Source organism: Streptococcus sp. HMSC066E07, from assembly GCF_001814695.1.
In the GTDB taxonomy this organism is placed as follows: Bacteria; Bacillota; Bacilli; order Lactobacillales; family Streptococcaceae; genus Streptococcus; species Streptococcus hominis.
The window spans coordinates 59,454-78,463 of sequence record NZ_KV817412.1 but is presented as its reverse complement, the minus strand read 5'-3'; the positions used below and the strand labels follow the sequence as shown (position 1 = coordinate 78,463).

Sequence of the window (19,010 nt, the reverse complement as noted above, 5' to 3'; positions counted from 1 at the left end):
ACCCGCAAAAATCCAACCATGAAAGCTAAGTTTGAGGCGTTGAAGAACGACTAGGAGGAAAGAAACTATGCAGATACGACAAGTAACCTTGAAAGACATAGAAGCCTTGCTCCCCCTCTATGAAGATTTAGGCTATCCGACGACTGCTTCAAGTCTGACTAGATGTTTAGATACAGCTTCATTATGGCTCTTGTGGTGCTGAAAAAAACAAGGAATTTAATCAACTACTAATAGAATTTTTAGCAGAATAAGGAATCAATGAACGGAATTATCAATTTAAAAAAAGAAGCTGGAATGACCTCGCATGATGCGGTTTTTAAACTGCGTAAAATTTTAGGAACTAAAAAAATCGGTCATGGTGGTACTTTGGACCCAGATGTGGTGGGTGTCTTGCCCATTGCAGTCGGAAAGGCAACGCGATTAGTAGAATTTATGCAGGATGAAGGCAAAATCTATGAGGGAGAAGTTACTTTAGGTTTTTCGACAACGACAGAGGATGCCAGTGGAGAACAGGTGGCTTTCAGTCCTGTGACGGAAATGTTGGATGAAAAATTAGTGGATCAAGTCATTGCCAGTATGGTTGGAGAACAGACCCAAGTGCCCCCTATGTACTCGGCTGTCAAGGTCAATGGACGAAAACTCTATGAGTATGCTCGAGCTGGGGAGGTAGTAGAGCGACCAAAGCGTCAGGTGATAATTTACAACTTTGAGCGGACAGGAGCTATTGTCTATGAAAGTGACTTGGCACGTTTTCCTTTTCGAGTTAAATGCAGCAAGGGAACCTATGTGCGAACATTGGCAGTTGATTTAGGAGCGAAGTTGAATTATGCTTCCCACATGTCTAAACTAACTCGCACTGCTGCGGCTGGCATGGATTTGAAAGAAGCTTTGACTTTAGTAGAAATTGACGAGAAGGTGAACAAAGGCGACTTTTCATTTTTGCAGCCCATTGAATTTGGCATAGGAGATTTACCTAAGGTAAACCTTACGGAAGAGCAGGTTGAAGAAGTGCGATTTGGACGCTTTATTCATATAGATACCAAGGCAGAACAGGTGGCTGGCTTTTATCAAGGGAAATTACAAGCCATTTTAGAAAAGCGCGACAAAGAATATAAACCTAGAAAAGTATTTCTTTAAAATTTTGTGATAAAATAGTTAAGTGATGAAAACGATTAGAATAAAAAATGAAAAAGACATTCAGCAAATTGAACACACAGTATTAGTGCTAGGGTATTTTGACGGGTTACATAAAGGACATCAAGCTTTGTTTGCTGAAGCGAGAAAAATGGCAGCAGAAAAGCATTTGAAGATTGCAGTGCTGACATTTCCAGAATCTCCCAAATTGGCCTTTGTACGCTACCAGCCTTCTTTAATGCTTCATTTGACTAGTCCAGAAGATCGCTTGCAGCAAATGGAAAATCTTGGTGTAGACTACCTTTATTTGATTGATTTCACCAGCCAGTTTGCTCGTAATACGGCTGAACAATTTTTTACAAAATACATCTCACGTTTGAAAGCAGAAGCAGTCATTGCGGGATTTGATTACCATTTTGGTTCAGATCGAGGCAATGCAGAAGATTTGGAGAAACTATTTGACGGACAAGTTATCGTAGTTCCTTCTGTAAATTTCAATGGAGAAAAAGTTAGTTCAACTCGCATTCGAGAAACAGTACTAGCAGGAAATGTAGCAGAAAGCAATCAATTGTTAGGCTATTCGTTATCCACTAGAGGAATTGTCGTTCATGGCAATGCAAGAGGGCGAACGATTGGCTATCCAACAGCAAATCTTGCTCCGCTAGATCGGGTTATTTTACCAGCCGATGGTGTCTATGTGGTTGATGTAGAACACGATGGAAAGATGTATCGCGGGATGGCTAGCGTCGGCAAAAATGTCACTTTTGAAGGAGATGAACTTCGTTTTGAAGCTAATATTTTTGATTTTTCACAAGATATTTACGGTGATACTATTCGTATTTTTTGGTTGGATAAAATCCGAGATATGGTAAAATTCGATAATGTGGACAAACTAGTCAAACAACTGCAGGCTGATGAGGAAATCGCAAGATATTGGACACCTAAAAACGCAAACCACTAAATCATGTAGTAAGCTTCTTATTTTTCCTAAAAAAATAGGAGAAAATTTGTAAAAATACCTAGTAATCTTACATAAAATTTAGTATAATGATAACAGTTACAAATAATAAGAAGAGAAATGCATGGTTACACTATTTTTATCACCGAGTTGTACAAGTTGTCGCAAGGCGCGTGCATGGCTATCCAATCATGAAGTTCCTTTTGAGGAGCACAATATCATGACGAGCCCTTTATCTGCACCCGAATTACAACATATTCTTTCTCTGACGGAGAATGGAACAGACGACATTATTTCAACTCGTTCAAAAATTTTTCAAAAATTAAATTTGGATGTTGAAAATTTATCAATTTCTGAATTGCTTCGTTTAATTGAGGAAAATCCAAGCCTTTTGCGTCGCCCGATTATTCTGGAAGACAAGCGAATGCAAATTGGATTTAACGAAGATGAAATCCGTGCGTTTTTGCCTCGCGGATATCGAAAACAGGAATTGCGCGATGCAACTTTAAGAGCTGAGATTGAATAATATGAATAAAAACTATCGTTACCCACTAGACATATCGTGGAGCACTGAAGAGCTTGCTTCAGTGCTTTCTTTTTTGAATGATGTTGAGCAGGCTTATGAAGAAAAAATAACAGCAGAAGAAATACTATCATCTTACAAACTCTTCAAAAAAATTGTTCCAAGCAAAGCTGAAGAAAAGCGGATTGGACGTGAATTTGAAATAGCAAGTGGCTATTCCTTATATCGAGCTGTTCAAGCTGCAAAACAAAAGGAGAAAGGAATGTTTTCTCTTGGAAAAGAAATTTAATTTTGCCAAACAAATTGTACTGAATGCGGCTTCTTATATCAAAGAGCATTTGAATGATCAGTTGCAAATTGAGACTAAGTCCAGTCCGACTGATTTAGTAACTCAAATGGACAAAGAAGTTCAAGATAATTTAGTAACCTGGATTTTAGAAGCTTATCCTGCGGATCACATTTTAGCTGAGGAGAATGGTTTACGACATTCTATTTCAGATGGCAATGTTTGGGTCATTGATCCTATTGACGGCACGAATAATTTTGTGGCACAAAAAGCAGATTTTGCTGTTGTTCTGGCTTATTTTGAAAATGGCATTGGTCAATTTGGTATTATTTATGATGTGATAGGAGATAAGTTGTACCACGGTGGTGGGCAATTTGATGTCTATTGCAATGAGCAGAAATTGCCACCTTACCAAGATCGCCCTTTAAATCAATTTTTAATAGCTTCAAATGCTGGGATTTTTGAGCGCAATGATTGGGGAATTGCTGATTTGGCGAAAGAAACTTTAGGAGTTCGAGTGTATGGAAGTGCTGCAATCAGCTTTAGTAAGGTTTTGTCAGGTCAACTGTTGACCTATATTTCCTATATTTGGCCTTGGGATTATGCTGCTGCTTCCATTATGGGAGATAAATTAGGATATACGACAGTGACATTTGATGGTAAGCAGCCTGATTTTGAAAGTCATCAGGGGATTATGATGATTCCAATGATGAAATTGGACGAAATTAAAACATACATATATCGAAAGCGAGAGGATTAGATGCATTTTCCAAAAGGGTTTAAAGAAAAATACTACAATCTTTTGGGAGAGGAGGCTCCCTCTTTTTTTCTAACTTTCGATGAGGAGCCAGTTTCCGCTTTCCGAGTCAATCCATTAAAAGAGCAGCAAAAAACTTTTCCAAAACCTATTCCTGATACGAACTGGGGTCATTATGGCAAAGTTTCTGGAAAATCAATAGAGCATATCACAGGATTAGTCTATTCACAAGAACCTGCTGCACAAATGGTTGCCCAGGCTGCAGCACCACAACAGAATATGAAAGTACTTGATTTGGCAGCAGCGCCGGGTGGAAAATCCACTCACCTATTGTCATACTTGAATAATACAGGTATTCTTGTTTCCAATGAAATCAATCCAAAACGTTCTAAAGTGTTAGTAGAAAATATTGAGCGTTTTGGAGCGAGAAATATTGTGGTGACGAATGAGTCAGCTGGCAGATTAAGCCAGATCTTTCAGGGCTATTTTGATATGATTGTCTTAGATGCACCATGTTCTGGTGAAGGAATGTTTAGAAAGCAGCCAGAAGCAACGGAGTATTGGAGCGAGACTTATCCTGCTCAATGTGCACAGCTTCAACGTGAGATACTAGCGGATACTTTGAAAATGTTGACAACTGGTGGTGAACTGATTTACTCTACTTGCACTTGGGCACCAGAAGAAAACGAGGAAATCGTTGACTGGCTGTTAGAAAACTATTCCCTTGAATTGGTTGAAATTTCAAAAATCAATGGTATGGTGGCTGGTATTCACTTTTCGGAAACTGCACGCATGTATCCTCATCGTTTTAAGGGTGAAGGACAATTTGTTGCAAAATTTCGTTTTTATGGTGAGCAGTCAGCTAAAAAAATAAAAGCCAAAAAGAGCAATCTGACATCGGAGCAGAAGACGTTGTGGCAGGAATTTCAAAAACAACATTTGGCTTTAGAGTTAAATGGCGATTTACAGACTTTTGGAGATCATTTATATCTATTGCCACTAGGTCTTCCAGATCTATCGAAACTCAAAATTGCCAGAAATGGCTTGCACCTAGGTGTTTTTAAGAAAAAACGATTTGAACCGAGTTTTGCTTTGGGACTGGCTTTAAAACCAAGTGAAGTAAAGCACATAATTGAAATTGATGAAGAGCAGTTTAAAAAGTACGTTGCTGGGGAGACAGTCAATCTCAATCAGAACCCTGCAAATGGTTGGTATCAAGTTGTTATCCAAGGTAATGGTTTAGGGTTTGCAAAAGTGACTGGAAATATTCTGAAAAATTATTTTCCAAAAGGCCTGAGATTTCAATAAAGAATCTTTCCAAATATCTAAAGATATGTTATAGTGAGATTAGATGTGAAAAGATTAGGGAAATCTTAGAATGAAAATGCTTTCACATCTGAAAAGGAGTTTCATGTGATTAAACACAAAAAAATACTTTGGGCAGTCACTCTCGTGATTTGCAGCATCGGTCTTTCAGCTTGTTCTTCCTGGATTAACCGCGGTGAGGCGATAACAGCAGTTGGCTCAACAGCTCTACAACCGTTGGTTGAAGCAGTCGTGGACAAATACACCGAAGAAAATCCGAAAAAAATTGTCAATGTGCAAGGTGGAGGATCGGGAACAGGATTATCACAAGTCCAATCTGGTGCAGTAGATATTGGAAATAGCGATTTATTTGCAGAAGAAAAAGACGGAATCAAGGCTAAAACTTTGGTGGATCACCAAGTTGCTGTAGCGGGTACTGCGATTATTGCAAATAAAGGAATTAAAGTAAACAACTTAACCACAGAGCAGCTACGTAAAATTTTTACCGGAGAATACACCAATTGGAAGCAAGTTGGTGGTCAAGATTTGGAAATTACCATCATCAACCGTGCCGTTGGTTCTGGTAGTCGAGCAGTTTTTGATAGTGTTATTATGAATGGCAAAGAAGCTAAGCAAGCGCAAGAGCAAGATTCTAACGGAATGGTCAAAACGATTGTTTCGCAAACTCCAGGTGCCATTTCTTATTTAGCTTTTTCTTATGTTGATACTAGTGTGAAAAGATTAAACTTGAATGGTTATAAGCCAACGAAGAAGAATGTGACGACGAACAACTGGCCTATTTGGTCTTATGAGCATATGTATACTAAGGGAGAACCTAACAAATTAGCTAAAAAGTTTCTAGAGTATATGATGACAGCAGAAGTCCAAAATAATATTGTTGGTAAAATGGGCTACATTCCGATTAACGATATGAAGGTTACTCGTAGTCTTGACGGAACTATCAGCTCAAAGTAAAAGAAAGAATTTAGGAATAACATGAACGAAGTAGCAAAAAAAATGCTGACAAAGTCAAAAAACTCTCGTTTAGAAACATTTGGAAAAACCATTACTTTTCTTTGCATGAGTTTAATTGTTTTTGTCGTCGCAATGATTTTATTATTTGTAGCGGAGAAAGGACTTTCGACTTTCTTTGTTAATAAAGTAAACATCTTCAGTTTTCTTTTTGGAATAAGGTGGAATCCATCCGGTAAGGAATTCGGTGCTTTACCAATGATTTTGGGCTCTTTCCTCGTAACTCTCCTATCAGCTTTATTGGCAACACCATTTGCAATTGGAGCAGCTGTTTTTATGACGGAGGTCTCCCCTAAAGGCTCAAAAATTCTGCAACCAGCGATTGAACTTCTAGTCGGAATTCCATCAGTTGTGTATGGATTTATTGGATTACAGGTAGTTGTTCCCTTTGTTCGCAGTATCTTTGGTGGAACAGGTTTTGGAATCTTGTCAGGGATTTTTGTTCTCTTTGTCATGATTTTACCAACGGTGACCTTTATGACAACAGATAGCCTGCGTGCTGTACCGCGGCATTATCGAGAAGCTAGTATGGCAATGGGAGCGACTCGTTGGCAAACGATTTGGCGTGTGACGCTAAAAGCAGCTCGCTCAGGTATTTTTACAGCTATTGTCTTTGGAATGGCTCGTGCCTTTGGTGAAGCTTTGGCGATTCAAATGGTTGTCGGAAATTCAGCGGTTATCCCAACTTCTCTGACAACACCTGCTGCAACCTTGACTTCTATTTTAACAATGGGAATCGGAAATACCGTTATGGGAACTGTTAATAATAACGTTCTGTGGTCGCTTGCTCTGGTTCTGCTTTTGATGAGTTTAGCCTTCAATACTGTGATTAAATTGATTACAAAGGAAAGAGGTAAGAAGAACTATGCACGCTAAAAAAATGGATAAATTAGCAACAGGCGTCCTCTATACCATTGCAGGAATCATTGTTGCTATTCTCGCTTCCTTGATTTTGTATATCTTAGTAAGGGGCTTACCTCATGTTTCGTGGAAATTCTTGACTGGTCAATCGTCTTCATACCAAGCGGGTGGAGGAATTGGAATTCAGCTTTATAACTCATTGTTTTTGTTAGTTATTACCTTGATTATTTCCATTCCTTTATCAATGGGAGCAGGAATTTACTTATCTGAATATGCGAAGAAAGGCCTGGTAACAGATTTTGTCAGAACTTGTATTGAAATTTTATCATCTTTGCCTTCCGTTGTTGTCGGTCTCTTTGGATATTTGATTTTTGTTATTCAATTCCAATATGGTTTTTCAATCATTTCTGGTGCTCTGGCTTTAACTGTATTTAATTTGCCACAGATGACACGTAGTGTAGAAGATAGCTTACAGCATGTGCATCACACACAGCGTGAAGCTGGACTTGCTCTTGGCATTTCTCGCTGGGAAACGATTGTCCATGTCGTCGTTCCAGAAGCATTACCAAGTATTGTGACGGGGATTGTCCTAGCTTCTGGTCGTATTTTTGGGGAAGCTGCTGCGCTTATCTATACAGCAGGTCAGTCTGCCCCAGCACTTGACTGGTCAAATTGGAATATTTTCAGTGTAACTAGTCCAATTTCTGTTTTTCGTCAAGCTGAAACTTTGGCTGTTCATATTTGGAAAGTCAATAGTGAAGGAACGATTCCCGATGCAGTAGAAGTGTCAGCTGGGTCAGCAGCAGTGCTTCTTATCTTTATTTTAATCTTTAACCTTGGAGCTCGTAAGCTCGGAAGTTACCTGCATAAGAAATTAACATCTGCCTAAAAGGAGAAGAAATGACAGAATATAACTGGAATGAAAAACATATTGTTACTTTTCCTGAGGAAGAGGTTGTTTTATCAACGAAGGATTTGCACGTTTACTATGGTAAAAACGAATCCATTAAAGGGGTTGATATGCAGTTCAAGAAAAATAAGATTACAGCTCTTATCGGGCCTTCAGGTTCTGGTAAATCAACCTATCTTCGCAGCTTGAATCGGATGAATGATACGATTGACATTGCTAAGGTTACTGGTGAGATCTGGTATGAAGGAATTGATATTAACCGTCCAGATATCAATGTCTATGAAATGCGGAAACATATCGGAATGGTCTTTCAAAGACCAAATCCTTTTGCCAAATCTGTTTACCGCAACATCACCTTTGCGCATGAACGTGCCGGTGTTAAGGATAAGAAAATCTTAGATGAAATTGTAGAAACATCTCTAAAACAAGCGGCTCTGTGGGAACAAGTAAAGGATGACCTTCATAAATCTGCTTTGATGTTATCAGGCGGTCAGCAGCAACGTCTCTGCATTGCCAGAGCCATTTCCGTGAAGCCAGAAATACTTCTAATGGATGAACCTGCTTCTGCACTTGATCCAATTGCAACCGCGCAGTTAGAAGAAACGATGTTAGAGTTGAAGAAGAACTATACGATTATCATCGTGACCCACAGCATGCAGCAGGCGGCACGTGCTAGTGACTATACCGGTTTCTTCTATCTTGGTGATTTAATTGAATATGATGAAACAGCCAATGTTTTCCAAAATGCTAAGTTGCAGTCTACGAATGACTATGTTTCTGGTCATTTTGGCTAAGAAAATTGCTGATTAATTAGAATTAATTAAAGGACTATCAGAATGACAGAACCTATTTTACAAATCAAGGACTTGTCGGTTTATTATAATAAAAAGAAAGCTCTCAATAGTGTATCATTAGATATACTACCGCAGGAGATTACCGCTTTGATTGGTCCTTCTGGATCAGGAAAATCAACCCTTTTAAAGGCAATCAATCGCATGGGAGATTTAAATCCAGAGGTGACAACGACAGGCACTGTAATTTATAATGGGCACAATATTTACAGCCCACGGACAGATACGGTGGAGCTTCGCAAAGAAATTGGAATGGTTTTTCAACAGCCCAATCCATTTCCAATGACGATTTATGAAAATGTTGTTTATGGTTTGCGGATCAATGGTGTCAAGGACAAAGAAGTGTTAGATGAAGTTGTTGAAACTTCACTAAAGGGAGCATCCATTTGGGATGAAGTAAAAGATCGTTTACATGATTCAGCGATTGGCTTGTCAGGCGGTCAGCAACAACGTGTTTGTGTGGCTCGCGTTTTAGCAACGAGTCCGAAAATCATTCTTTTAGATGAGCCAACGTCGGCACTTGATCCCATTTCTGCAGGAAAAATTGAAGAAACACTTCATGGACTGAAAGATCAATATACAATGTTACTCGTGACCCGCTCAATGCAACAGGCTAGTCGTATTTCAGACAAGACTGCTTTCTTCCTAAATGGCGATTTGATTGAGTTTAATGCCACGAAAGAGATGTTCCTCAGTCCGATTCATAAGGAAACGGAAGATTATATCACAGGCAAGTTTGGTTAGAGATTGTAATTGGTCACTACAATATTATGGCTATTCCAATGTTTTGGCGACTACTAATTCTCTATATATTTATATATAAAATGCACATATACTTGTAGACAAGAATTATGTAAAAAGATGGATTTTCGTATAAAATTCTTTAGATCTTAGGAAAGGAAAATTTATGCTTAGAGTACAATTTGAAGAAGACTTAGCAAAACTCCATAACCAATTTTATGCAATGGGAAATGAAGTTTTGTCACAGATTAATCGCACAGTTCGTGCATTTGTGACCCACGACCGTGAATTAGCAAAAGAAGTAATCGAAGAAGACGCAGAAGTGAATGAATATGAAGTAAAGTTGGAGAAAAAATCTCTGGAAATCATTGCTTTGCAGCAGCCTGTTTCGCAAGACTTACGAACCGTTATTACAGTTTTGAAGGCTAGTAGTGATGTGGAAAGAATGGGCGACCACGCTGTTTCCATTGCACAGGCAACGATTCGCATGAAAGGAGAAGTTCGCATCCAGTCTGTTGAGGAAGAAATCAGCAAAATGGGACGCGATGTCAAAAATTTTGTGGAAGCAGCACTTGATCTTTACCTTAATGGCGATGTGGACAAGGCTTACGAAATAGCAGCTATGGATGAGAAAATCAATCAGTATTTTGATGATATTCGCGATTTAGCTACACAAGAAATTAAGGCAAATCCAGATTTGATTGTTACAGGTCGTGATTACTTCCAAGTTATTTCGTACTTAGAACGCATTGGTGATTACGCTAAAAATATCTGTGAATGGGTTGTTTACTTTGAAACAGGTAAAATTGTTGAAATGTAAATACTAACTTAAAAAATTTGAGAATCATTTCTCAGATTTTTTATTTTCCTCTTCTTTTTCCGAATAAGGATATGAGGAGGTTTTTTATGTATAGTATTTCATTTCAGGAAGATTCTTTGTTGCCAAGGGAACGTTTAGTCGCAGAAGGTGCAGAACAATTGAGCAATCAAGAATTGTTATCCATTCTTATCCGCACAGGCAATAAAAAAGAAACTGTTTTTCAAGTTTCTCAACGGATTTTATCAACTATTTCTAGTTTGAATGATTTGCGCAATATGACGCTACAAGAATTGCAATCAATCTCTGGAATTGGTCGTATCAAAGCTATTGAATTGCAAGCCATGATTGAATTAGGCCAACGAGTCAGTAAGGCAGAATTGATTACGCAAGAGCAAATTTTAGGTAGTCAAAAGTTAGCGAAAAAAATGCAACAGGAATTGGGGCATAAGAAGCAGGAACACCTTGTAGCTTTATATTTGAATACTCAAAACAAAATTATTCATCAGCAGACGATTTTTATTGGTAGTGTGTCACGCAGTATTGCAGAACCACGAGAAATTCTGCATTATGCTGTGAAACACATGGCGACATCCATTATTTTGGTGCACAATCATCCATCAGGAGCTGTACTGCCAAGCAAAAATGACGATGAAGTGACCAAACATGTAAAAGAAGCGTGTGAGCTAATGGGCTTCATCTTACTGGATCATCTCATCGTCGCAGAGAAAGATTATTATAGTTATCGCGAAGAAACAGACTTGATTTAAAGTCTATTGACAACATAGTCAAATAGCATTCGATCTTTAGGGCGTGTTTCAAATAAGAATTCTGGATGCCACTGGACTCCCAGATAAGCGATTTCATCAGTTGTTGTAATGGCTTCAATGGTGTTGTCTTTCGGATCACGGGCAATGACTTCGACATTTTCTGCTAAATCTTTGATACTCTGATGATGGAAAGAGTTGATATGAGATACTTCGCCGTAAATTTTTTCCAAAACAGAATCGGATTTAGTGACTAGTTTTTGAGTAGTATATTCAGCAGAACTGTCTTGCCAATGGTGCTCAATATCTTGATAAAGAGTTCCGCCCATTGCAACATTAAACAATTGCGTACCGCGGCAAACGGTAAAAATTGGTTTTTGTTGTTGGATAGCTTCATGGATTAAGGCTAATTCAAACAAATCACGTTCCAAATAGTAATCATCACTGTCAATTGTTTTTTCTTCGCCATAGAATTGTGGTGATACATTTTGCCCACCCGTTAGGATAAGTTTGTCAATCATCTGGATGTAGCGCCGTGCCATATCTGCATCTCCAATCGGCAATATGATAGGAGTTCCACCAACTTCTTTTACGCCCTCTACAAATCCCTTAGCAGCATAACTCATGATGGCAAATTCATCTTCAGGGTTTGGTCTTTCATTTCCAGTAATGCCGATAATAGGTCTCTTCATAAATAAATGTCTGCTCTTTCTAATTACTTAATGCTCTTTTTTCATAAAATAAAGGAGTGTTTGTAGCTCACTTGTCAAATCAACATATTGAACAACAACATCTTTTGGAACGGTTAAGTGAACAGGAGAAAAACTGAGAATACCTTTTACACCAGCCTCCACAAGAACAGTTGCAACTTCTTGCGCTTTTGCACTAGGAACTGTTAAAATAGCTGTTTTAACATCCACACCTTTTAATTTGTTATTGATTTGTGAAATGCCATAAATAGGAATCCCGTCATTTGTAGTAGTCCCAACTTCAGGATGATCATCTGTATCAAATGCCATAATAATCTTCATTTTGTTCCGTTCGTGGAAACGGTAGTGGAGCAAAGCATGTCCCATGTTACCGATACCAACTAACATCACATTGGTAATGGAATTGTCATGAAGTAAGTCAGCAAAAAAATTCATGAGTTTTTTTACATCATAACCATATCCACGACGACCTAATTCGCCAAAATAAGAAAAATCTCGACGGACAGTTGCAGAATCAATCCCGATCGCATCTGCGATTTGTTTTGAATTGGCTTTGTCAATTTTTTCGGAATTAAATCGTTTGAAAATCCGATAATACAGAGAGAGCCTTTTAGCAGTTGCGCGTGGAATGGTTGTATTATTTTCAGATTTCACAAAATCACATCCTTTCAAAGACTATTTTATAGAAAGTTTGTGAAAAAATCAACTTATTTGATAAAAATAGAAAAGGAGTAGGACAAAATCAAGAAAATCAAAGATTTTTGGCTTGTTTCCTACTCTTTATTGTTTTACTGATGATTTAAAAATGAGTTTTTAAGCTATTTGTTTATTGTTCTTGTTTAGTGAAAATACCACGTTCTACCAAGCTATCCATTAAGAAATAAAACTTTTCTTGAATGATGTGATTGTCTTCTGATTTAAAAATATTCACTAACCGAAGGCCAGATTTGTCTGTGATGTTGATTTTTGCACCTGAAAGGTTTTTGTTGATAATGATTTTCAACAAAAAGCCGTCTCCACTATTGGGAACATTTTCTAATAAGCGTGTTAATTCGTAATTTCCGACTTTTGTTTCGGCAAATGTGTTATCACGCAAAGTAAATTTTTTTACATTTTCTCCAAGAGAGTAACTGTAGGGGCAGTCTTTTAAGTGAATAGTGGTCTGAAAAGCCATCTATTTTATCCTCCTAAAATTTCTTTTAATGTTGTAGTAAATTGTCGAACTTCTTCTGAAGTATTTTGCTCCGAGAAACTAATGCGAATAGATTCCCTTAAGCGTTCTGAATCGCTACCATAAAAAGCTTTAAGCACATGACTTGGCTCAACCGTTCCGGCCGTACAAGCAGAGCCAGTTGAGATAGAGATTCCAGCCAAGTCTAAACGCATGAGCAATAAATCGTTAGCCTGATTTAGAAAGCCAAGATTTACGACATAGGGAAGTAGGTGTGAATCATTATTTATATAGTAATGGATTCCGTCAAGTTCAGAGAGAAGTTGCTGTTTCAAACTTTCAACATGTTCCATGTTTTCTTGGTAGCAATTGAGGCTCTCTTTTAGAGCCGCAACCATACCGGCAATAGCCGCTAAATTCTCAGTTCCTGCACGCCTTTTATCCTCTTGATCTCCACCATGTAAAAATTTGTCAAATTTTACATGATTGAAGTACAAGAAGCCGACTCCTTTAGGACCGTGAAATTTATGAGCTGATGCACTCATGAAGTCAATTCCTAGTTCTTCAGGATACACAGGTAATTTACCTATAACTTGCACAGCATCCACATGATAAGCAGCGGGATGATGTTTCAAAACTTCAGCAATTTCTTTGACTGGAAGCATATAGCCTGTTTCATTATTGGCATACATAGTGGAGACAAGTATAGTATCCTCTCTAAGAGCTTCTTTTATCTGCTGAGCTGTGATTTCTCCATTTTGGGGTTGGATATAAGTCGCTTCAAAGCCAAACTTACCTACCAGATATTCAATCGTTTCAAGAACCGAATGATGCTCAATAGCAGTAGTAATAATGTGTTTTCCTTGATCTTGATGGGCTAAGGCATATCCTTTTATGGCTGTATTGTTACTTTCTGTCCCACCAGATGTAAAGATGATATGTTGACTATTAGTATGAAGCAGTTCAGCAAGCTCTTGTCGGGCTTCACGAAGAATTTTGCTAGCAGCTCTTCCGGGGCTATGAATGCTAGATGGATTGCCGAAGGTATTTTCCATAACCTGTGTCATAGCAGTAATAGCAGCTTTTGACATGGGAGTTGTTGCTGCATTATCGAAATAAATCAAGATTTCTCCTTATTTCTTTTTATTGTAAGCAAAGAGAGGACTAACTGGTTTTCTTTTATGAATACGAACGATTGCATCTCCGATTAGCTCACTTGCAGTAATGTATTGAACATTTTTCGGAGTTTTTTCTTTGGTTGCAACTGAGTCGGTTACTAGAATTTCTTTGATTGGGGCATTGTCTAACTTTTCAGCAGCTCCCTCAACAAATAAACCATGACTAGAAACTGCATAAATCTCTGTTGCACCTTCACGTTCAACGATTTTTGAAGCTTCCGCAAAGGTACGTCCGGTATTTAAAATATCATCAATGAGAATAGCTTTTTTGCCAGCAACATCTCCGATAATATATCCTTCGTTACGATGAGAATCGTCTTGTGCATAGTCAATAATCGCAATTGGAGCATCTAAATGTTCTGCTAAGCTTCTAGCACGTTTAACACCAGAGTTTTTGGGACTGACCACAACTACGTCCTCGCCAGACAAGCCTTTTTCGCAGTAATGTTTGGCAAAAAGAGGAACGGTGTAAAGATTATCAACAGGGATATCAAAGAAGCCTTGAACTTGGACGGCATGTAAATCTAGGGTTAGAACACGATCAACTCCTGCCTTTACTAGCATATTCGCTACGAGCTTGGCTGTAATTGGTTCGCGAGGAGCGGCTGTACGGTCTTGACGAGCATAGCCAAAATATGGCATCACAACATTGACAGAATTAGCGCTGGCGCGATTGCAAGCATCCACCATGATGAGAAGTTCCATCAAATGATTATTGACAGGAAAACTTGTTGATTGAATGATAAATACATCAAAGCCACGCACACTTTCCTCGATGTTTACTTGAATTTCTCCGTCCGAAAATTGACGTGATGAAAGTTTGCCAAGAGGCACACCAGCAGCTTTAGCGATTTTTTCGGCAATATCGTGATTGGAATTTAGTGCAAACAACTTCATCTGTGCTTTATCCGTCAGTATATCCATGATAACTTATTAAGACTCCTTTTGATTTCTACACTCCATTTTATCAAAAAATAAGTAAAATTTCAGCTTTTTATTCATAAGTTTTGAGCAAATCTTGCAACTTTAGGTTTTGCATATTTATAATGGATATGATGAGCTTGTAAAAAGTAGTCAAATTGTTCTTTACCCATTTCAGCATCTATCACTTCTAGCTCTAATTCGTAGTCTGTTTTGTCAAAATAATGATTCTCATCAAGTGCCATTAAGCCAATAGTGGTTTCTTTTCCATAGCGAATAGTTGTTAAGCTCCCCAGCACCTTTAGTTCATCGAGATTGATAGCAGCGTGAGTCAGCAGTATGCGTATTTCTCCTTCAGGTAGCACACATGTATTGATGAGTGTGTGACACTCTTCTAAAGTGAGAGATTGATTGTATTCCATATTACCGACCTGTTGTGGAATTTTCAAAGTTAATTCGGCACGATTTTCAAAAGCACGGACGCGTAGTGCCATTTTTGCATCTCGGATTGAAAAGTCGGCTGTGTCAATATAGTAGTTTGTCTGTTTGGTAGCTGTTATATCTGAAAACAGCGGTAACAGCTGTTGGTACTCATTTTTTGTCAGAAGTGTTTTGTATTCAATTTCCAGGTGATTCATTTCCCAATCCTTTTCTTTTGTTTGAAAGCGATTTATGTTATAATAAGTATTGTGTTTATTTTATAAAAAAATAAGTAAAATGACAAGGTGATAGTATGGAAGTAGGATGGGAAGAGTTCCTGGATCCTTATATTCAAGCGGTTGGTGAGTTGAAAATCAAACTGCGCGGGATTCGCAAACAATACCGAAAACAAAAGCAGCATTCTCCGATTGAATTTGTAACGGGGCGTGTAAAACCGATAGAAAGCATCAAAGAAAAAATGGCTTTGCGTGGAATTAAAGAAGAAAATCTGGCACAAGATATGCAAGATATAGCTGGTTTGCGCGTAATGGTCCAATTTGTGGATGATGTAGAAGAAGTTTTGGATGTTTTGCGAAAACGTCATGATATGCGGATTATTCAAGAGAGAGACTATATTAAAAATCGTAAAGCTAGTGGTTATCGCAGTTACCATGTTATTATTGAATACCCCGTTGATACCATCAATGGGAGCAAAACGATTTTAGCAGAAATTCAAATTCGTACTCTGTCCATGAATTTTTGGGCAACAATTGAACATTCGCTGAATTATAAATACAAAGGTGAGTTTCCAGATGAAATTAAGAAACGTTTGGAAATTACAGCAAAAATCGCCTATCAATTAGACGAAGAAATGGGAAAAATTCGTGATGATATTCAAGAGGCACAAGCTTTATTTGACCCAATTAGTCGCAAATTGAATGATGGCGTAGGAAATAGTGACGATACAGATGAAGAATACAGGTAAAAGAATAGGGATTATCAGTAATCGCAGACGGCAAAGTCAGGAAATTTGTCGCCAATTGAAACAGAAACTAAAACAAAATCACTTTATTTTGAATGATAATAATCCTGATATTGTCATTTCAATTGGTGGCGACGGGATGCTTTTGTCAGCATTTCACAATTATGAAGATCAGCTAGACAAAGTTCGCTTTGTTGGCGTTCACACAGGACATTTGGGCTTTTATACAGATTATCGAGATTTTGAGTTGGACAAACTAATCGATAATTTAAAATTAGACACAGGCGCAAAGGTGTCTTATCCGATTTTGAATGTGAAAATTTTCCACGGAAATAATGAGATTTGTATAAAACGTGCGTTGAACGAGGCGACGGTCAAGCGTTCTGGACGAACAATGGTCGCTGATATCATTATCAATCAAGTGCATTTTGAGCGCTTTCGTGGTGACGGCATTTCAGTATCAACTCCGACAGGAAGCACAGCTTACAATAAATCGTTGGGTGGAGCTGTTCTGCACCCAACCATCGAAGCTCTTCAGATTGCAGAAGTTGCAAGCTTGAACAATCGTGTGTTTCGGACCTTGGGCTCCTCAATTATTGTCCCTAAGAAAGATAAAATTGAAATTGTGCCGACTTGGAATGACCGACATGCGATTTCGATTGACAATCAAAATTTTATGATAAACAATATTTCTAAAATTGAATTTCAAATTGATCAACATAAGATTAACTTTCTTGCTACACCGAGTCATACGAGCTTCTGGAATCGTGTCAAAGATGCCTTTATTGGCGAGGTGGAGGAATGAGGTTTGAATTTATCGCAGATGAGCATGTGAAAGTCAAAACATTTCTAAAAAAACATGAAATTTCCAAAAGTTTGCTTGCAAAAATAAAGTTTTCTGGTGGGGATATTCAGGTAAACGGTAAAAAGCAAAATGCCATTTATTTGTTAGATATTGGCGACAAAGTTGCCGTCGATATTCCTGCAGAAGAAGGTTTTGGCAGTTTGCAAGCTGTAGAGAAAGATTTAGAAATTGTCTACGAAGATGAACATTTTCTGATTTTGAACAAGCCGGCAGGCGTAGCCAGTATTCCTAGCGTGAATCATTCCAATACAATGGCTAATTTTGTGAAGGCTTATTACATTGCGAATCATTATGAAAATCAGCAGATTCATATTGTGACTCGTTTAGACCGTGATACGAGTGGTCTGATGTTGTTTGCAAAGCACGGTTATGCTCATGCAAGATTGGACAAGCAGTTGCAAAAGAAAGTCATTGAGAAGCATTATTATGCTTTGGTCAAGGGTTCGGCACCGTTAAAGCCAGAAGGAGATATTATTGCTCCCATAGCGCGTGAAGGTAGTAGTATCATTACTCGCTGTGTAGCAAAAAATGGAAAATATGCTCATACGAGTTATAAAGTTTTAGCGCAGTATGATGACATTTATCTCGTGGATATTCACCTTCATACAGGACGGACACACCAGATTAGGGTTCATTTTTCTTATATTGGTTTTCCGCTCTTGGGAGATGATTTATATGGTGGGAGCATGACTGACGGAATAACGCGGCAAGCACTTCATTGTCATTCATTGCGTTTTTACAATCCATTCCATGAGGAAGTTGTGAATAAATCAAGTCCTCTTCCGAAAGATTTTCAAACAGTCATTCAAAAATTAAGCAATAAGTAAGGAGTAAAACATGAAAATTTTTGAAACAATTCGTGAAACATTGCAAGGCAAAGAAGTGAAGATTGTCTTACCAGAAGGTGAAGAACCACGTATTCTTCAAGCTACTAAACGTTTGGTAAAGGAAACAAGTATCACACCTGTTTTATTGGGAAATCCTGAAAAAATTCGTATTTACCTTGAAATTGAAGGTGTGACAGAAGGTTATGAAGTCATTGACCCTCAAAATTGTTCATGCTTTGAAGAAATGGTTGTAGCTTTTGTAGAACGCCGTAAAGGAAAAATCACAGAAGACGAAGCGCGTAAATTATTGAAAGAGGACGTCAATTATTTTGGTGTCATGCTTGTTTATCTTGGTAAAGTGCAAGGTATGGTTTCTGGTGCGATTCATTCTACAGCAAGCACGGTTCGTCCAGCTCTTCAAATTATTAAAACACTTCCTTGGGTTTCTCGCACATCTGGTGCCTTTCTCATGGTTCGCGGTGATGAACGCTATGTTTTCAGTGATTGTGCAATCAATATTGACCCAGATGCTAAAACATTAGCAGAAATTGCTATTAACTCTGCCTTGACCGCGCAAATCTTTGACATTGACCCTAAAGTGGCGATGCTGAGCTATTCAACTAAAGGTTCTGGATTTGGTGAAAAGGTTGATAAAGTCGTCGAAGCAACGAAACTTGCGCAAGAAATGCGACCAGATTTGGCTATTGACGGAGAATTACAATTTGATGCAGCTTTTGTGCCTAAAACGGCAGAGTTAAAAGCTCCTGGAAGCAATGTAGCTGGTCAAGCGACTGTCTTTGTATTTCCTGGTATTGAAGCTGGAAATATCAGTTATAAAATGGCAGAGCGCCTCGGTGGCTTTTCAGCAGTCGGTCCTATTTTGCAAGGATTGAACCACCCAGTAAACGACCTTTCCCGTGGATGCAATGCTGATGATGTTTATAAATTAACATTGATTACTGCCAGCCAAGCAGTTGGTCATTATTAGAAAGCC

24 protein-coding genes are annotated in these 19,010 nt (G+C 38.3%); 18 read left to right on the top strand and 6 right to left on the bottom strand.

All coding sequences use genetic code 11. From position 1 onward, the window contains the following. Positions 1–67: 67 nt before the first annotated feature. The 14 genes from HMPREF2984_RS09790 (at position 68) to radC (ending at position 10,945) form a co-directional block, all read left to right on the top strand. Positions 68–202, top strand: coding sequence for a hypothetical protein (locus tag HMPREF2984_RS09790; protein ID WP_257362367.1), 135 nt, complete (start codon positions 68–70; stop codon positions 200–202). 56 nt (positions 203–258) lie between these two features. Then, complete coding sequence (gene truB, locus HMPREF2984_RS00835) at positions 259–1,137, top strand: tRNA pseudouridine(55) synthase TruB (RefSeq protein ID WP_003042441.1); 879 nt, start codon at positions 259–261, stop codon at positions 1,135–1,137. Positions 1,138–1,162: 25 nt separating this feature from the next. After that, positions 1,163–2,095: a bifunctional riboflavin kinase/FAD synthetase gene (locus HMPREF2984_RS00830; protein ID WP_049533855.1), complete on the top strand. Its 933-nt coding sequence runs from the start codon at positions 1,163–1,165 to the stop codon at positions 2,093–2,095. 121 nt (positions 2,096–2,216) lie between these two features. After that, positions 2,217–2,618: a Spx/MgsR family RNA polymerase-binding regulatory protein gene (locus HMPREF2984_RS00825; protein ID WP_003042028.1), complete on the top strand. Its 402-nt coding sequence runs from the start codon at positions 2,217–2,219 to the stop codon at positions 2,616–2,618. 1 nt (position 2,619) lies between these two features. Continuing rightward, the gene (locus HMPREF2984_RS00820) at positions 2,620–2,904 is read left to right on the top strand and encodes a UPF0223 family protein (protein WP_003029307.1); all 285 of its coding nucleotides are present in this window, start codon (positions 2,620–2,622) and stop codon (positions 2,902–2,904) included. Then, positions 2,888–3,661 (top strand): inositol monophosphatase family protein, encoded by a 774-nt coding sequence (locus tag HMPREF2984_RS00815; protein ID WP_059220810.1) that lies wholly within the window; start codon positions 2,888–2,890, stop codon positions 3,659–3,661. Before HMPREF2984_RS00820 ends, HMPREF2984_RS00815 begins: the two co-directional genes overlap by 17 nt. Then, entirely contained in the window at positions 3,662–4,966 is a 1,305-nt protein-coding gene (locus HMPREF2984_RS00810; RefSeq protein ID WP_049533746.1) for an RsmF rRNA methyltransferase first C-terminal domain-containing protein, read from the top strand. It abuts the gene before it with no gap. A 105-nt stretch (positions 4,967–5,071) separates the two neighbouring features. Then, positions 5,072–5,938, top strand: coding sequence for a phosphate ABC transporter substrate-binding protein PstS family protein (locus HMPREF2984_RS00805; protein WP_003029312.1), 867 nt, complete (start codon positions 5,072–5,074; stop codon positions 5,936–5,938). A 21-nt stretch (positions 5,939–5,959) separates the two neighbouring features. Next, on the top strand, positions 5,960–6,871 hold the full coding sequence (gene pstC / locus HMPREF2984_RS00800) for a phosphate ABC transporter permease subunit PstC (RefSeq protein WP_003042518.1): 912 nt from the start codon (positions 5,960–5,962) through the stop codon (positions 6,869–6,871). Continuing rightward, a complete protein-coding gene (gene pstA, locus HMPREF2984_RS00795) occupies positions 6,861–7,745 on the top strand; it encodes a phosphate ABC transporter permease PstA (RefSeq protein WP_059220808.1) in 885 nt (294 codons plus the stop codon). The genes pstC and pstA overlap by 11 nt, the downstream gene beginning before the upstream one ends. 11 nt (positions 7,746–7,756) lie before the next feature. Then, positions 7,757–8,560, top strand: coding sequence for a phosphate ABC transporter ATP-binding protein PstB (gene pstB / locus HMPREF2984_RS00790; protein WP_003029316.1), 804 nt, complete (start codon positions 7,757–7,759; stop codon positions 8,558–8,560). Positions 8,561–8,602: 42 nt separating this feature from the next. Continuing rightward, positions 8,603–9,361 carry a phosphate ABC transporter ATP-binding protein PstB gene (gene pstB / locus HMPREF2984_RS00785; RefSeq protein WP_003029320.1) on the top strand — a complete coding sequence of 253 codons (759 nt, stop codon included), beginning with the start codon at positions 8,603–8,605 and terminating at the stop codon, positions 9,359–9,361. A gap of 163 nt (positions 9,362–9,524) precedes the next feature. Next, positions 9,525–10,178, top strand: a complete 654-nt coding sequence (gene phoU, locus HMPREF2984_RS00780; RefSeq protein WP_049533751.1) for a phosphate signaling complex protein PhoU — start codon at positions 9,525–9,527, stop codon at positions 10,176–10,178. A gap of 86 nt (positions 10,179–10,264) precedes the next feature. Next, positions 10,265–10,945 carry a RadC family protein gene (gene radC, locus HMPREF2984_RS00775; RefSeq protein ID WP_003024167.1) on the top strand — a complete coding sequence of 227 codons (681 nt, stop codon included), beginning with the start codon at positions 10,265–10,267 and terminating at the stop codon, positions 10,943–10,945. Here the strand turns inward: radC and HMPREF2984_RS00770 are convergent. From HMPREF2984_RS00770 to HMPREF2984_RS00745, 6 genes are all read right to left on the bottom strand, one after another. After that, positions 10,942–11,634, bottom strand: coding sequence for a gamma-glutamyl-gamma-aminobutyrate hydrolase family protein (locus HMPREF2984_RS00770; protein WP_003029325.1), 693 nt, complete (start codon positions 11,632–11,634; stop codon positions 10,942–10,944). The genes radC and HMPREF2984_RS00770 overlap by 4 nt on opposite strands. A 27-nt stretch (positions 11,635–11,661) precedes the next feature. Then, complete coding sequence (locus HMPREF2984_RS00765; protein ID WP_070670029.1) at positions 11,662–12,306, bottom strand: redox-sensing transcriptional repressor Rex; 645 nt, start codon at positions 12,304–12,306, stop codon at positions 11,662–11,664. A gap of 172 nt (positions 12,307–12,478) precedes the next feature. Further along, the gene (locus HMPREF2984_RS00760) at positions 12,479–12,826 is read right to left on the bottom strand and encodes a DUF1831 domain-containing protein (RefSeq protein ID WP_070670027.1); all 348 of its coding nucleotides are present in this window, start codon (positions 12,824–12,826) and stop codon (positions 12,479–12,481) included. Between the two features lie 5 nt (positions 12,827–12,831). Beyond that, the gene (locus HMPREF2984_RS00755; protein ID WP_070670025.1) at positions 12,832–13,947 is read right to left on the bottom strand and encodes a cysteine desulfurase family protein; all 1,116 of its coding nucleotides are present in this window, start codon (positions 13,945–13,947) and stop codon (positions 12,832–12,834) included. Between the two features lie 9 nt (positions 13,948–13,956). Then, positions 13,957–14,916: a ribose-phosphate diphosphokinase gene (locus HMPREF2984_RS00750; protein ID WP_049533856.1), complete on the bottom strand. Its 960-nt coding sequence runs from the start codon at positions 14,914–14,916 to the stop codon at positions 13,957–13,959. A gap of 83 nt (positions 14,917–14,999) precedes the next feature. After that, positions 15,000–15,560 (bottom strand): CYTH domain-containing protein, encoded by a 561-nt coding sequence (locus tag HMPREF2984_RS00745; protein WP_049533757.1) that lies wholly within the window; start codon positions 15,558–15,560, stop codon positions 15,000–15,002. A gap of 95 nt (positions 15,561–15,655) precedes the next feature. Between HMPREF2984_RS00745 and HMPREF2984_RS00740 the strand changes: the two genes are divergently transcribed. From HMPREF2984_RS00740 to pta, 4 genes are read left to right on the top strand one after another with little or no spacing between them, the layout of a single operon-like run. After that, complete coding sequence (locus HMPREF2984_RS00740; protein ID WP_049533759.1) at positions 15,656–16,327, top strand: GTP diphosphokinase; 672 nt, start codon at positions 15,656–15,658, stop codon at positions 16,325–16,327. Further along, positions 16,311–17,129, top strand: coding sequence for an NAD kinase (locus HMPREF2984_RS00735; protein ID WP_003029339.1), 819 nt, complete (start codon positions 16,311–16,313; stop codon positions 17,127–17,129). Before HMPREF2984_RS00740 ends, HMPREF2984_RS00735 begins: the two co-directional genes overlap by 17 nt. Beyond that, on the top strand, positions 17,126–18,016 hold the full coding sequence (locus HMPREF2984_RS00730) for an RluA family pseudouridine synthase (protein ID WP_059220803.1): 891 nt from the start codon (positions 17,126–17,128) through the stop codon (positions 18,014–18,016). Before HMPREF2984_RS00735 ends, HMPREF2984_RS00730 begins: the two co-directional genes overlap by 4 nt. A 10-nt stretch (positions 18,017–18,026) precedes the next feature. Then, positions 18,027–19,004, top strand: a complete 978-nt coding sequence (pta, locus tag HMPREF2984_RS00725; RefSeq protein WP_070670023.1) for a phosphate acetyltransferase — start codon at positions 18,027–18,029, stop codon at positions 19,002–19,004. Positions 19,005–19,010 lie beyond the last annotated feature (6 nt).

Coding starts and splice junctions, on each gene's coding strand:
- HMPREF2984_RS00825 (WP_003042028.1), top strand. CDS start 2,217: ATGGTTACACTATTTTTATCACCGAGTTGTACAAGTTGTCGCAAGGCG.
- HMPREF2984_RS00740 (WP_049533759.1), top strand. CDS start 15,656: ATGGAAGTAGGATGGGAAGAGTTCCTGGATCCTTATATTCAAGCGGTT.
- HMPREF2984_RS00760 (WP_070670027.1), bottom strand. CDS start 12,826: ATGGCTTTTCAGACCACTATTCACTTAAAAGACTGCCCCTACAGTTAC.
- pstC (WP_003042518.1), top strand. CDS start 5,960: ATGAACGAAGTAGCAAAAAAAATGCTGACAAAGTCAAAAAACTCTCGT.
- truB (WP_003042441.1), top strand. CDS start 259: ATGAACGGAATTATCAATTTAAAAAAAGAAGCTGGAATGACCTCGCAT.
- pstB (WP_003029320.1), top strand. CDS start 8,603: ATGACAGAACCTATTTTACAAATCAAGGACTTGTCGGTTTATTATAAT.
- phoU (WP_049533751.1), top strand. CDS start 9,525: ATGCTTAGAGTACAATTTGAAGAAGACTTAGCAAAACTCCATAACCAA.
- HMPREF2984_RS00820 (WP_003029307.1), top strand. CDS start 2,620: ATGAATAAAAACTATCGTTACCCACTAGACATATCGTGGAGCACTGAA.
- HMPREF2984_RS00770 (WP_003029325.1), bottom strand. CDS start 11,634: ATGAAGAGACCTATTATCGGCATTACTGGAAATGAAAGACCAAACCCT.
- pstA (WP_059220808.1), top strand. CDS start 6,861: ATGCACGCTAAAAAAATGGATAAATTAGCAACAGGCGTCCTCTATACC.
- pta (WP_070670023.1), top strand. CDS start 18,027: ATGAAAATTTTTGAAACAATTCGTGAAACATTGCAAGGCAAAGAAGTG.
- HMPREF2984_RS00830 (WP_049533855.1), top strand. CDS start 1,163: ATGAAAACGATTAGAATAAAAAATGAAAAAGACATTCAGCAAATTGAA.
- HMPREF2984_RS00810 (WP_049533746.1), top strand. CDS start 3,662: ATGCATTTTCCAAAAGGGTTTAAAGAAAAATACTACAATCTTTTGGGA.
- HMPREF2984_RS09790 (WP_257362367.1), top strand. CDS start 68: ATGCAGATACGACAAGTAACCTTGAAAGACATAGAAGCCTTGCTCCCC.
- pstB (WP_003029316.1), top strand. CDS start 7,757: ATGACAGAATATAACTGGAATGAAAAACATATTGTTACTTTTCCTGAG.
- HMPREF2984_RS00730 (WP_059220803.1), top strand. CDS start 17,126: ATGAGGTTTGAATTTATCGCAGATGAGCATGTGAAAGTCAAAACATTT.
- HMPREF2984_RS00735 (WP_003029339.1), top strand. CDS start 16,311: ATGAAGAATACAGGTAAAAGAATAGGGATTATCAGTAATCGCAGACGG.
- radC (WP_003024167.1), top strand. CDS start 10,265: ATGTATAGTATTTCATTTCAGGAAGATTCTTTGTTGCCAAGGGAACGT.
- HMPREF2984_RS00745 (WP_049533757.1), bottom strand. CDS start 15,560: ATGAATCACCTGGAAATTGAATACAAAACACTTCTGACAAAAAATGAG.